Here is a 13574-nt window from a genome sequence, read left to right as displayed (position 1 = left end):
CTCCTTCGCAGTTCGGGTCAGGCGGATGCGCCGAAGCGGGTGGTGTGGACGTCGCCGAGCGTGATGTGCACGGCCTGCTGGTCGCTGTAGAAGTCGAGCGAGCGATAGCCGCCCTCGTGGCCGAGGCCGGAGGCCTTCACGCCGCCGAACGGGCTGCGGAGGTCGCGCACGTTGTGGCTGTTCAGCCACACCATGCCGGCCTCGACGTTCTGCGAGAACAGGTGCGCGCGCTTCAGGTTGTTCGTCCAGATGTAGGCGGCGAGCCCGTACTTCGTGTTGTTCGCGAGCTCGAGCGCCTCCTCGTCGGAGTCGAACGGCGTGATCGCGACGACCGGGCCGAAGATCTCCTCCTGGAAGATCCGCGCATCCGGCGCGACGTCGGCGAACACCGTGGGGGCGACGTAGTTGCCCTCGGGGAAGCCATCGGGCCGGCCGCCGCCGGCGAGCAGGCGGCCCTCGCCCTTGCCGATCTCGACGTACGACATCACCTTGTCGAAGTGCTCGGGGTGCACGAGCGCGCCCACCTCGGTCTTCGGGTCGCCGGGGTCGCCGACCACGATGTTCCTGGCGCGCTCGGCGTAGCGCTCGAGGAACTCCTCGTAGACGGAGCGCTCGACGAGGATGCGGCTGCCGGCGGTGCAGCGCTCGCCGTTGAGCGAGAAGACGCCGAAGAGCGTCGAGTCGATCGCTGCGTCGAGGTCGGCGTCGGCGAAGACCACGGCGGGGCTCTTGCCGCCGAGCTCCATCGACAGCGCCTTGAGGTGCGGCGCCGAGTTGCCGAAGATGAGCTTGCCGGTGCTGCTCTCGCCGGTGAACGAGATGAGCGGCACGTCGGGGTGCTTCACGAGCGCGTCGCCGGCAGTCTCGCCGAAGCCGTTGACGAGGTTGAAGACGCCGCGCGGCAGCTCGGCCTCCTCGAAGATGCCGGCCCAGAGCGAGGCCGACAGCGGCGTGAACTCGGCGGGCTTGAGCACGACCGTGCAGCCAGAGGCGAGCGCGGGGCCCAGCTTCCACGACTCGAGCATGAACGGCGTGTTCCAGGGCGTGATGAGGCCGGCGACGCCCTTGGGCTTGCGGTTGACGTAGTTCACCTGGGTGCCGGGCACCTTGTAGGTGTCGTCGCGGCCGGCCACGATGAGGTCGGCGAAGAAGCGGAAGTTCTCGGCCGCGCGCTGCGCCTGGCCGCGCGCCTGGGTGATCGGGAGGCCGGAGTCCCACGACTCGAGCTGCGCGAGCTCCTGGTCGCGCGACTCGACGATGTCGGCGATGCGGCTGAGGATGCGGGCGCGCTCGCGGTTCTTCATGCGCGGCCACGGGCCCTCGTGGAACGCGCGCGTCGCGGCGGCGACGGCCAGGTCGATGTCTGCCTGCTTGCCCGACGCGGCGACGGTGTAGTCCTCGTTCGTGACGGGGTTGAGCACGCCGAACGTGTCGCCGTCGACCGAGCCGACGCGCTCGCCGTCGATGTAGTGGGGGATCAGGTCGGGGATGCCTGCGGGCTGGGTGGCCATGATGGCTCCGTTTCTGTCGGTTCGGGGCGCGCCGATGGGCGGCGAGGGGATGGGGAGGTCAGGGAGCGGCGGGGCGCTTGCGGTGCAGGAAGGCGTCGGGCGTCGCGAGCCGGTGCGCGCGCACGGCGAGCTCGATGGAGCGCGGGTCGGCGCCCTCCTCGATGAGGGCGAGGATCGCGTCGTGCTCGTCGACGGATGAGATCGCGCGGCTGGGCACGAACGAGAACGTCGACTGGCGCAGCCGGGCGAGCCGCTTCCAGCCGTTGTCGATGACGTCGCCGAGCACCTCGTTGTGGCAGACATCCGTCAGCCGCCGGTGGAACGCCTCGTTGAGCGCGGTGAACTGCACGGGGTCGAAGGCGGCGAGGCTCTCGCGCATCTGCGCGTTGATCGCCCGCGCCTCGTCGACGTCCGACTTCGAGTACAGGCCCGCGGCGAGCATCACGGCCGCGCCCTCGACGAACGAGAGCGTCTCCATCGTGTCGTGGTACTCGAGCTCGTCGATCTCGGCCACGCGCGCGCCGATGTTGCGCTCGAACGTGATCATGCCCTCGGCCTCGAGCCGGCGGATCGCCTCGCGCACGGGCACGACGCTCATGTCGAGCTCGCGGCCGATCGCGTCGAGCACGAGCCGGTAGCCGGGGGAGTAGGTGCCGTCGACGATGCGATCGTGGAGCAGGTCATAGGCGCGCTGCGACTTCGAGGGCGCGATGGCGCCGCCGTCCCCGGCGATCGCCGCGGTCTTCGCGCGCCGGCCGCTCACGCGTCCCCCGCGTCGGCGATCGACGCCTCGTACCTCGCGCGCCACTCGGCGTTCATCGGGAAGAGGCCGTCGACCGGGTGGCCGGCGTCGACCTGGGCCGCGATGAACTCCTCCTCGCGCTCCTGCTGGATCGCCTCGTCGACGAGCTCGCGCGCGATGCCCGGCGGGATCACGAGCACGCCGTCGCCGTCGCCGACGATGATGTCGCCGGGCTGCACGGTGGCGCCGCCGCAGGCGATCGTCTCGTCGAAGGACCACGGCACGTGCAGGCGGCCGAGCACGGCGGGGTGGCCGCCCGCGTGGTAGGTCGGCACGCCGATCTCGGTCACGACGTCGAGGTCGCGCACACCGCCGTCGGTGATGAGGCCCGCTGCGCCGAGGTGCCGGGCGCGGAGGGCCAGGATGTCGCCGAGGGTGCCGGAGCGGTTGTCGCCGCGCGCCTCGATCACGACGACCTCGCCGGGCTGCAGCGAGTCGAAGAGCCGCTTCTGCGCGTTGTAGCCGCCGCCGTGGGTCTTGAAGAGGTCCTCGCGGTTCGGCACGTAGCGCAGCGTGCGGGCGGTGCCGACGAGGCGCTTGCCCGGCTGCGTCGTGCGCAGCCCGTCGATCGAGACGTTGTTGAGGCCGCGCTTCCGCAGCCCCGACGAGAGGGTCGCGAGGGCGACCTGCGAGAGCCGCGCGCGCAGCTCGTCGTCGAGCACGGGTGCGGCGGGCGCCTGGAACTCGGCGATCGGGCGCCCGGATGCGTCGGCCCACTGCTCGGGGGTCGGCTTCGGCTGCGCGGAGTACGGCGGCAGCTGCTGCTCGCCGACCCGCAGGGTGGTCACGAGCCTGCCGGTCGCGAGCTGCTCGCCGTCGAGCGCGGTCGCGGTGACCTCGACCTCGACGCGCTGGCCGGGGAAGAACGTCGAGGCGTCGGCGGGCGTGCCGGTGAGGATGACGTCGCCCGGCTCGAGGGTGATGAGCTGCGAGAGGTCGCTGACGACCTGCGGCAGCGAGAAGATCAGCGTCGAGGTGGAGTCGGCCTGGACGAGCTCGCCGTCGAGCCAGGTGCGCACCTCGATGGCCGCCGGATCGAGCCGCTCGGCGGGCAGCAGCACGGGGCCGATCGGCGTCATGCCGTCGCCGCCCTTCGAGCGCAGGTTCGCGCCCTTGTCGACCCAGCGGAGGTCGAAGACGCCGAGGTCGTTGGCCGCGGTGACGGCGGCGACGTGGGCCCAGGCATCCGCTTCGTCGACGCGGCGCGCGTGCCGGCCGATGACGATGGCGATCTCGCCCTCGAAGCCGAAGATCGCGGTGCCGGCCGGCACCTCGGCCTCGCCGCCGGTGGAGAGCGACGTCGCGGGCTTCAGGAAGAAGCCCGGCGCCTCGGGCGTGCGGCCCTTCTGCGCGGCGCGGGCGGCGTAGCCGATGTGCATCGCGAAGACCTTGCCGGGCCTCGCGCCGAGCAGCGCCCAGGCGGCCTCGGCGGCAGGGGGAGCGCCCGCTGGGCGGTGCGACGATGCATCCATGCGGGCATCGTATACGATTCCGTATCGGCCGTGCAAGGCTCCATTGGAGGAGTCGATGGTGGCCCTGCGAGGGCCGCAGTCTGGCGCTCCAAGCGGGCCTTGCTGTCGTGCACGAAATCGTATATGTTCGCCACAGATCCCGGCTGGACCCCTCCTGGCCACCTCACTGACAAAGGAGTCAGCGTGTCTCACAGCACGACTCACGGCATCACCTCCACCAAGGAGCGCAACAAGGTCCTCGCGGCCGTCGTCGTCGGCACCACCATCGAGTGGTACGACTTCTTCATCTACGCCTTCATGGCGAACCTCGTCTTCGCGCAGCTGTTCTTCCAGCCCGCCGGCGAGGGCATGATGCAGATCCTGTCGCTCATCACCATCGGCATCTCGTTCCTGTTCCGCCCGCTCGGCGCGTTCCTCGCCGGCCACTTCGGCGACAAGATCGGCCGCCGCCCGATGCTCGTGCTCACGCTGCTCCTCATGGGCATCGCGACCACGCTCGTCGGCGCGCTGCCGACGTTCGAGCAGGCCGGCTTCCTCGCACCGGTGCTGCTCATCCTGCTCCGCATCCTGCAGGGCATCTCCGCCGGTGGTGAGTGGGGCGGCGCCGTGCTGATGGCCATCGAGCACGCGCCCCAGGGTCGTCGCGGCCTCTACGGCTCGTTCGTCCAGGCGGGCGTGCCGCTCGGCATGCTGCTCGCGACGAGCATCCTCGCGGGCATCCGCGCCGCCTTCCCGGGCGACGCGTTCCTCGAGGTCGGCTGGCGCATCCCGTTCTTCGTCTCGATCCTGCTCGTCGTGGTCGGCTACGTCGTGCGCCGCTCGGTCGACGAGTCGCCGGTCTTCCAGGAGATCAAGCAGACGGCCCAGCAGGAGTCGGCGCCGATCGTCCAGGTCTTCCGCAAGTACGGCCTCATCGTGCTCTTCGCCGCGATGGTCTTCATGGCCAACAACGCGACCGGCTACATGACGACCGGTGGCTACGTGCAGGGCCTCGCCTCCCGCCCCGTCGACGGCACCCCGCCCGGGCTCGGCTTCGACCCGGTGGGCGTGCAGCTCGCGACCTTCGCCGGCTCGCTGTCGTGGCTCGTGTTCACGTTCGTCGCGGGTGCGCTCTCCGACCGCATCGGCCGCAAGCGCCTCTACATCATGGGCTGGATCGTGCTCGCCGTGACGATCGTGCCGCTGTTCGTCCTCGTGGAGCAGGGCGTGTGGGGCGTCGCGCTCGGCACCATCCTGCTCGGCGCGGGCCTCGGCCTCACCTACGGCGCGCAGGCCGCCTGGTACGCCGAGTCCTTCCCGGCCGGCGTGCGCTACTCGGGCGTCTCGATCGCCTACGCGATCGGCGCGATCATCGGCGGCGCGTTCGCGCCGACGATCGCCCAGGCCCTCCTGCAGGCGACCGGCTCGACGTGGTCGATCGTCGGCTACCTGCTCGTGACCGTTGTGATCTCGCTCATCGGCACGCTGCTGATGAAGGACCGCACCGGCATCCCGCTCTCGATCGAGTTCGAGCGCTCGGGCCGCTGGGAGTCGTGGCAGAAGGGCGACGAGTACGTCGAGCTCTCCGACGTCGACCGCGCGGCGCACGCCGCCAAGTAGGCGCATCCGATGGGGGTCCCGCTGCGGCGGGGCCCCCGTTCGCGTGCCTGGGCGGCTCGAGGGCTGCGGAGCGGCCGGTCAGTCGGTGATGACCGGGTCGTCGATCGCCGTCCCGAGCGCGTAGGGCCCGAAGAACAGGTCCGCGCCGTCCTGCGTCAGCGCGGTGCCACTCGCGCGCCGGCCGTCGAACGCGGCGATCGTGGCGAAGGCGAGCCGGCTCGACGGGTCGTCGGGATCGGCGATCTCGAGCAGCCAGCCGTCGTCGGCCTCGACGATGGCGGGGTCGGCGATCGTCACCCGCAGCATCCCGCCGTGCCCGGTGAGCGCGACCGCGCCGCGGAACGCGAGCCCGCCGACGCCCTCGAAGCGGATGCCCGCGTCCGTCGTCGTGGCGCCGTCGGTGGCCTCGACCGAGCCGTCGGCCATCCTGCGCACGTACGCGAGCAGCGAGGCCTTGATGCCCCAGTCCAGCGCCGTCATCGCGGCTGCGGCCAGGGCAGCGAGCGGGCGAAGCGGATGAGCTCCTGCACGCGCTCGGTCGGCGCCGGTGCGGTCGGCCAGATGACGTCGATCCCGACGGGCGGCACCGCCGGGGTGATCTCGAGCATGGCGACAGGGTAGCCCTCGTAGCTCGCGCGGTTCGCGGGCCGCTGCACGAGGATGCCGTAGCCGAGACCCCGTCCCACGAGCGCCCGCACCGCCTCGTAGCTCTGCACGCGGTGGCGCACGCGCGGCACGAGCCCCTGGGCGGCGAAGAGCGACATGGTGTGCTCGCTCGAGGGCGGGGCGTCGAGCAGGATGAGGTCGCGCTCGACCAGCTGCTCGAGCCGCACGGTCTCGCCGGCGGCGAGCGGGTCGTCGGCCGCGAGCACGGCGTGGGCGGGCAGCTCGAACAGCCGTGCCCGGCTGGGCTGCCCGGGCACGAGCGTGTCGTAGACGAACGCGACGTCCACCTGCCCCGACTCGAGCCTGCCCTGCAGCCGGTCGTGCGTCGCCTCGACGATCTCGAGCTCGACGCGCGGATGCGCGCTGCCGAAGCCCTGCAGGATCGGCGGCAGCACCGTCGGCGCGAGCGTGGGGTAGCAGCCGATGGTGATCGGCCCGACGAGCTCGCCCGCCGCGCCGTGCAGCGAGCTCTCGAGCTCGCGCGCCGAGGTGAGCAGCTCGCGCGCCCGGGCCACGACCTCCACGCCGGTGCTCGTCAGCGTGAGCCCACGCGCGCGGCGCCGCACCATGAGGCGCGCGCCGAGCGAGCGCTCCAGCTCGGTGAGCGCCTCCGAGACCGCGGACGGCGAGGCGTGCACCCGTGCGGCGGCGCCGGCGACGGTGCCCTCGTCGGCCGCGGCGACGAGGAACGACAGCTGCCGCAGCGTGAAGGGCGGCGAGTCGAAGGCGTGCATGTTCGGTCCATCCGAAGTTGAACGGACGATCAATCCGCTTTTCCAACAGTAGACGCGCGGGCAGACTCGAGACGAGCACCGATGTGGCTGCTCCGACCACGAGGACGTGCCATGCCGAGCAAGGAAGCTCCCGTCGCCGATTGGGTGACCATCCCGGACCTGTACCGCGATCCGTTCCCCATCTACGAGCGCCTACGCGCCGAGGGCGGTGTGCACTGGGTGCCGGCCGTCGGTCGCTACCTGATCACCTCGTACGCGGCAGTGCACGAGACGGAGCTCGACCAGACCGTCTTCTCGGCGAACGAGCGGGGCTCGCTGCAGATCCGCGCCATGGGGCACTCGATGCTGCGGCGCGACGACCCCGAGCACTACCTCGAGCGCAAGGCATGGCAGCCGACCCTGCGCCCCGGCGTCGTGAAGCGCCACTGGCAGCAGGTGTTCGAGCGCACTGCCGAGCAGTACCTCGACGAGATGGTCGCGAAGGTGCAGCGGGGTGGCGATGCCGACCTCATCTGGGACTTCGCCGCGCCCTTCGCCGCCGAGAGCCTGCGGCAGATCATCGGCCTCGACAGCGCCAGCCAGCAGGATCTGCAGCGCTGGTCGCAGACGCTGATCGACGCGACCGGCAACTACGCCGACGACCCCGAGGTCTGGGCGAAGGGCAAGCGCTCGTTCGACGAGGTCGACGCGGTGCTCGACGAGATGCTGCCGTGGCACGCGGCCCACCCCAACGAGTCGCTGCTGTCGCAGTTGCTGCGCATCCCGGACTACGAGATGCCGATGGAGCGCATCCGCGCCAATGTGAAGATGACGATCGGCGGCGGGCTGAACGAGCCTCGCGACGTGCTGGGCGTCGCGGCGTGGGGGCTGCTCGCGCATCCCGAGCAGCGTCGCGCGGTCGAGGCGGACCCGAGCCTCTGGCACGCGGCGTTCGACGAGACACTGCGCTGGATCGCGCCCATCGGCCTCTACTCCCGGCAGACGACGCGCGACGTGGAGCTGACCGGTGTGCGCCTGCCGGCGGGCGCCCGACTGGGCATCTGCATCCTGTCCGCGAACCGCGACGAGCGCGTCTGGGACGACGCAGCCGCGTTCGACATCCGTCGGGAGGTCAAGCCGCACCTCGCGTTCAGCAAGGGCGTGCACGTCTGCCTCGGCGCGTGGGTCGCGCGCTCGGAGGTCGCCGACGTCGCGCTGCCGATGCTGTTCGAGCGGCTGCGGGGGCTGGAGCTCGTGCCCGAGCAGCCGGCCGAGATCGGCGGATGGGTCTTCCGCGGCATGCTGCGGCTGCCGGTGCGCTGGGCCTCGGTCGCACCCCGCACGGCGGCATCCCCCGGCGCGTCGGAGTCGGAGGGGACAGGCCAGGCCGTCGCACCGCGCATCGCCGTGGTCGGCTCCGGCCCCGCCGGCTGCTTCACGGCGCAGGCGCTGCGGCGCCGGTTCCCCAGCGCCGAGCTCGACGTGCTCGACGCGCTCCCCGTGCCGTACGGGCTCGTGCGCTCGGGCGTCGCCGCCGACCACGCCGGCACGAAGTCGGTGACGGCGCAGTTCGACCGCCTGTTCCTGCGCGAGGGCGTGCGGTTCCGCGGCAACCTGCGGCTCGGCACCGACGTCTCGCTCGACGCGCTGCGCGGCGCGTACGACGCCGTCGTGCTCGCGACCGGCATGCACGCCGATCGTGGGCTCGGCATCCCGGGCGCCGCGCTCGACGGCGTGCACGGCGCGGGCCGCATCACCCGGCTGCTCAACGCGCATCCCGACGAGGGGGACGCGCCGTCGCTCGGCGAGCGGGTCGTGGTCGTGGGGCACGGCAACGTCGCGATGGACCTGGTGCGGCTGCTCGCTCGCGACGCCGACGGGCTCGAGGGCACCGACGTCGACGACGAGGCGCACGCGCGGCTCGCGGCGGGCGTGCGGACGATCCACGTCGTCGGGCGCAGCGGCCCGACCGCGGCGAAGTTCGACCCGGTCATGGTGCGCGAGCTCGCGGGTCTGCCCGGTGTCGCGCACCACGTGCACGGCGCGGCGCTCGAGGCGCTCGCGGAGGGCAAGGATGCGCGTGCGGATGCGGTGCGCGCCCTCTCGGCAGCGTCGGCGGAGTCCGCGCGCGTCGAGGTCCACTGGTGGTTCGGCCTCGCGCCGTCCCGGATCGAGGGCGACGGCCGCGTCGAGCGCGCGGTCTTCGCGGGTGCGGAGGGCGAGGTCGCGCTCGCGGCGGACGCGGTGGTGACGGCCGTCGGGTTCGAGGCGGACGCCGACTCGCCGAGCGTGCCGGGGGCGCATCCGGACGGGCGCGTCGAACCGGGCCTCTACACGGCGGGATGGCTGCGGCGCGGACCGCGCGGCACGATCCCCGACCAGCGGACGGATGCGCGCGAGCTCGCGCGCGCGATCGCCGACGACATCGACTCGGGCGCCGTCGCGCTCGGTGCGCCGGGGCTCGCCGCGACCACGGGCGAGGTCGGCTTCGACGGCTGGCGCCGCATCGATGTGCTCGAGCGGCTCGGCGCGGCCCCCGGGCGGGAGCGCGTCAAGCTCAAGGCCGTCGACCGGATGCTCGCGGCCGCCGCCGACGCGGGCATCCCGCTGCCCGAGGTCGCCGAGGACGCCGTGGGATCCGGCGGCGGGCTGCCCGTCACCGTGCTCTTCGGCACGGAGTCGGGCGGTGCGGAGCTCGTCGCCGACGAGCTGCGCCGCGCGCTCGCGGATCGCGCGTCGGTCGAGGTGCTCGACCTCGCCGAGACCGACCCGTCCGGGCTCGATGCGTCGCGCCTGCACCTCGTGGTGTGCTCGACGTACGGCGACGGCGAGGTCCCGACCGCGGCGCGCGCCTTCCTGCGTGCGCTCCAGGAGCAGCGGCCCGATCTCGGAGCCTTGCGCTACGGCGTCTTCGGCATGGGCGATCGCAGCTACACGAAGACCTACTCGCGCGGCAGCGAGCTCGTCGACGAGGCGCTCGCGGCGCGGGGCGCGCAGCGCGTCGGCGAGTACGGCCGGCACGACGCTGGCGGGCCGGTGTTGGCCACCGAGGCGGCGCGCGACTGGGCCGACGGCGTGCTCTCGGTCGCTGGCGCGGCGGTCGGGGTCTAGGTACTGCGATGGCCGTGCACGGATCGGCAACCCGAGCACCGTGACGCGATAACCGGCGGCCGCGCGGCTCTGTGAGCATGGCGGCAGCCGTGCGACGGAGCGCGGCGGAGGGGAGCCCCATGCCGGACGTCATGGAAGGACGAGGGACCGTGGAGACGTACGAGAGCCTGCTGGCAGCGGTCAGCGTGGAGCACGGCACGCCGGTGATCGACCCGGCGACGGGGCAGGCGTTCGCGCACGCCCCGCGCGCGACGCTCGACGACCTCGAGCAGGCCATCCAGGCCGCGCGCGCAGCGCAGCGCGAGTGGGCCGCCCGCACCGACGAGGAGCGCCGCGCCGCGCTCTCCGCCGCGGCCGACGAGGTCGAGGCGAGCGCCGAGGCGCTCGCGCAGCTCATCGCCCGCGAGCAGGGCAAGCCGCTGAGCGGCCCCGGCGCGCGCTTCGAGGTGGGCGCGGTCGTCGGCTGGCTGCGCGCCACGATCGCCACGCCGCTCGAGCCGGAGGTCGTCGTCGACGACGGGCAGGCCAAGGCCACCGTCTACTACCGCCCGATCGGCCTCGTCGGCGCGATCGGCCCGTGGAACTGGCCCGCGATGATCGCCACCTGGCAGTTCGCGCCGGCGCTGCGGATGGGCAACGGCGTCGTCATGAAGCCGAGCGAGTACACGCCGCTCAGCGTGCTCGCCACCGCGCACCTCGTGAACCGCCACCTGCCCGAGGGCCTCTTCACCGTGCTCGCGGGCGACCGCGAGCTGGGCGAGGCGATCGGCAGCCACCCCGCGTTCGGCAAGGTCACGTTCACCGGCTCGGCGCGCACGGGGCAGGCGATCATGCGCGCATCCGCCGACAACCTGACGCGGCTCACGCTCGAGCTGGGCGGCAACGACCCCGGCATCGTGCTGCCCGACGTCGACCCGAAGGCGATCGCCGAGGGGCTCTTCTGGGGCGCCTTCATCAACACCGGCCAGACGTGCGCGGCGCTCAAGCGCCTCTACGTGCACGAGGACGTCTACGACGACGTCGTGCGGGAGCTCGCGGCCATCGCCGGCGCGATGCCCATGGGTCCGGGCACCGACGAGCAGAACGTGCTCGGTCCGCTCACGACCGAGCAGCAGTTCGGCGTCGTCGACCGGCTCGTCGAGGACGCGAAGGCGCGCGGCGGCCGGGTCGTGCTCGGCGGCGACCCCGACCGGGATGCGGCCGGCTGGTTCTACCCCGCGACGCTCATCGACGGCCTCGACGACGACGCCGACCTGGTGCGCGAGGAGCAGTTCGGACCGGCGCTGCCGATCCTCAAGTACGCCGACGTCGACGACGCGATCGAGCGCGCGAACCGCGGCGACGCCGGGCTCGGCGCGAGCGTGTGGTCGTCCGACCCCGAGCGCGCCCGCGAGGTCGCGGCGCGCATCCAGGCGGGCTCCGTCTGGATCAACTCGCACGGCACCATCCACCCCATGGCGCCGTTCGGCGGCGTGAAGGGCTCCGGCTACGGCCTCGAGTTCGGCGTCGAGGGCCTCAAGGCGATGGGCGTGCCGCAGGTCATCCACGGCTGACGGGCAGCACGGCGAAGGGCCCCCGCGGTGCGGGGGTCCCTTCGTCGTGGGGTCAGCGGATGGCGACGTGCTCCTCGCCGTCGTGGCCGTGGTGCCCCTCGTGGCCGCCGCGCTCGTCGCCGCCGCCCTCGTGGCTGGCCTCGTGGCCGTGCTCGTGACCGCCGTGCTCGTGCGCGCACTCGTCCATCGCATCCGGCACGTCGAGCGCCGGGTTGCGGTCGAGGAACCCGTAGGGCTTCACCCAGAAGCCCGTGAGGTCGACCGGCATGATGGGCCAGTCCTCGGGCCGGGGGATGTGCGTGAGCCCGAACGCGTGCCAGACGACGAGGTCGGCGCCGTCGACGTCGCCGCCGGCCGCGACCGACGCCGGGAGTCCCGCGCCGCCCGCGTGCTGGTTCGGGTAGCGACCGGCGGGATAGAGGTCGTCGTCCTGCTGCGACGTCACCCAGAGGTGCTTCGTCGCGAAGGTCGCGCGGGCCGCCACCGTCGAGCCCGGGTCCGCCATGAGCGTCGCCCGCGCCTCGGGGATGAGCTGGTACTCGGTGGGCCGGCCGACGGCGTTCGTGCGGCTCGACGACCCGATGTGCCACGTGCGGCCGAGCGACCCGTCGCCCGAGACGCCCGACGCCTCGCGGACGCGATCGCGCCGGTGCCCGAAGGCGTTGCCCCACGGGTTCGCGTCGCCCATCGGGATCCGCACGAGGTCGACCTGGTCGACGTAGTTGTCGGTGCCGTCGACGTCGAAGTCGAGCCGCGCGCAGAAGATGTGCTGGTGGATCGGCGCGTAGAGCGCCGGCGCGATCTCGGTCGCGTGCGGCAGGTCGAGGCCGGGCAGGTCGGCGCCGCAGAAGACGATGCCGGTCGCCTTCGCCTCGAACTGGATCGACCCGTCGAGGTAGAGGTACCAGAAGAAGCCGTAGTCGTAGTTGCCGACGGTCGCGAAGTACGAGATGACGAGCCGGCGCGAGCGACGCCCGTGCACGGTCTCGCCGTCGAGCTCGCGGTGCTTCCACAGGATGCCGGCGTCCTCCTCGTGCATGCAGACGGCGCGGGGGATGGTGATCGCCTCGCCGGTGTCGGCGGCGAGGTGCGCGTCGAAGTAGTGGATGGCGCCGAGGCAGTCGCAGCCGAGCGACAGCGCGTTCGCGTTCTTGCCGAGGTTGTACTCGCCGGCGTCGAAGTAGCTGATCCAGCGCCGCGTCTCGGTCGTGTCGCCGTAGGGCACCACCATCTCCGGCACGCTCGCGCGGTGCAGCACCGGGCGCAGCTCGTCGCCGTCCTGCCAGCCCAGCTGGTGGAGCACGAGGCCCTCGCGCATCGAGAAGCCGACCCGGAACCGCCACTGCTCCCAGATCACCTCCGACCCGTCGACCGAGAAGCTCGGGCCCTCCGGCATCGTGATCTCGAGCGGCTTGAGCGATGTGCGCCGTTCGCCGACCGACGCGTCGTCGTAGTTCGCGTCGAGCACCGGCAGCGGCACCTGGCGCTCGTCGACGAGCTTCACGACCCGCTGACCCGTCACGTCGACCATGAGCACGAGGCCCTCGACCGGGAACGACCACGGGTTGTCGCCCTCGTTCGGCGGCATGAAGGTGAGCGAGCGCATCATGCGCTTGCCGACCTCGTCGACCTCGCCGAACTGGCCGGGCGCGAGCGGCACGACGAGCGCGCGATCCAGGTCGTGCAGCCCGCGCGCCTCCATCGCCTGCCGCCAGCCGGCATCCGCCTTGACGACCGCGTCGACGAGCTCGTACTCCTCGAACAGGTAGGGCGGCTGGCCGTAGGGGTGCTCGGCGGTCGGCAGCACCTCGACCGACTCGACGCGGTCGTCGTCGAGCGCGACCACCGCCTCCCGCACGCGGCCGGATGCGGTGTCGAGCAGCGTCGAGAGCACGCGACGGCCGAGCGGCACGCCGGGGCGCCAGGCGGCGACCGTCGCCTTCGGCGGGTCGAGCAGCACCTGCAGCGGGAAGCGCGTGTCAGGCAGCAGCTCGCCCGCGGCCTCGAGCGCGGCGCGCACGCGGTCGATCTCGCTCGGCGTCAGGCCGTCGAGCGGATGCGTCGCCTCGAGCACGTGCGAGTCGCGGGCGCCGTGGGTGTGGGTGGCGTCGGGCATGGGACCTCCTCGTCCAGCGTGCTCCTCACGC

9 protein-coding genes are annotated in these 13574 nt (G+C 72.6%); 3 read left to right on the top strand and 6 right to left on the bottom strand.

Annotation, left to right across the window (positions count from 1 at the left end; translation table 11 throughout):
* Positions 1-17: 17 nt before the first annotated feature.
* From hpaE to ACVWW9_RS01275, 3 genes are read right to left on the bottom strand one after another with little or no spacing between them, the layout of a single operon-like run.
* Positions 18-1511, bottom strand: coding sequence for a 5-carboxymethyl-2-hydroxymuconate semialdehyde dehydrogenase (gene hpaE / locus ACVWW9_RS01285; protein ID WP_456514077.1), 1494 nt, complete (start codon positions 1509-1511; stop codon positions 18-20).
* Between the two features lie 58 nt (positions 1512-1569).
* The gene (locus ACVWW9_RS01280) at positions 1570-2274 is read right to left on the bottom strand and encodes a GntR family transcriptional regulator (RefSeq protein ID WP_456514076.1); all 705 of its coding nucleotides are present in this window, start codon (positions 2272-2274) and stop codon (positions 1570-1572) included.
* Positions 2271-3785: a fumarylacetoacetate hydrolase family protein gene (locus ACVWW9_RS01275; RefSeq protein ID WP_456514075.1), complete on the bottom strand. Its 1515-nt coding sequence runs from the start codon at positions 3783-3785 to the stop codon at positions 2271-2273. Before ACVWW9_RS01275 ends, ACVWW9_RS01280 begins: the two co-directional genes overlap by 4 nt.
* A gap of 183 nt (positions 3786-3968) precedes the next feature.
* Here ACVWW9_RS01275 and ACVWW9_RS01270 point away from each other — a divergent pair, with 183 nt between their 5' ends.
* Positions 3969-5384 carry an MFS transporter gene (locus ACVWW9_RS01270; protein ID WP_456514074.1) on the top strand — a complete coding sequence of 472 codons (1416 nt, stop codon included), beginning with the start codon at positions 3969-3971 and terminating at the stop codon, positions 5382-5384.
* 78 nt (positions 5385-5462) lie between these two features.
* On the opposite strand, the gene ACVWW9_RS01265 is transcribed toward ACVWW9_RS01270, so the two are convergent.
* A complete protein-coding gene (locus ACVWW9_RS01265; protein WP_456514073.1) occupies positions 5463-5864 on the bottom strand; it encodes an HtaA domain-containing protein in 402 nt (133 codons plus the stop codon).
* Positions 5861-6784, bottom strand: a complete 924-nt coding sequence (locus ACVWW9_RS01260) for a LysR family transcriptional regulator (protein WP_456514072.1) — start codon at positions 6782-6784, stop codon at positions 5861-5863. The genes ACVWW9_RS01265 and ACVWW9_RS01260 overlap by 4 nt, the downstream gene beginning before the upstream one ends.
* A gap of 111 nt (positions 6785-6895) precedes the next feature.
* Between ACVWW9_RS01260 and ACVWW9_RS01255 the strand changes: the two genes are divergently transcribed.
* A complete protein-coding gene (locus ACVWW9_RS01255) occupies positions 6896-9874 on the top strand; it encodes a cytochrome P450 (RefSeq protein WP_456514071.1) in 2979 nt (992 codons plus the stop codon).
* Between the two features lie 149 nt (positions 9875-10023).
* Positions 10024-11427 (top strand): aldehyde dehydrogenase family protein, encoded by a 1404-nt coding sequence (locus ACVWW9_RS01250; protein WP_456515392.1) that lies wholly within the window; start codon positions 10024-10026, stop codon positions 11425-11427.
* Between the two features lie 52 nt (positions 11428-11479).
* On the opposite strand, the gene ACVWW9_RS01245 is transcribed toward ACVWW9_RS01250, so the two are convergent.
* Positions 11480-13543: a primary-amine oxidase gene (locus ACVWW9_RS01245; protein ID WP_456514070.1), complete on the bottom strand. Its 2064-nt coding sequence runs from the start codon at positions 13541-13543 to the stop codon at positions 11480-11482.
* Positions 13544-13574: the final 31 nt, after the last annotated feature.

The organism is Agrococcus sp. UYP33 (genome assembly GCF_054060915.1).
Note: the sequence above shows the minus strand (reverse complement) of the source record. Positions and strands in the feature narration are given on the sequence as shown.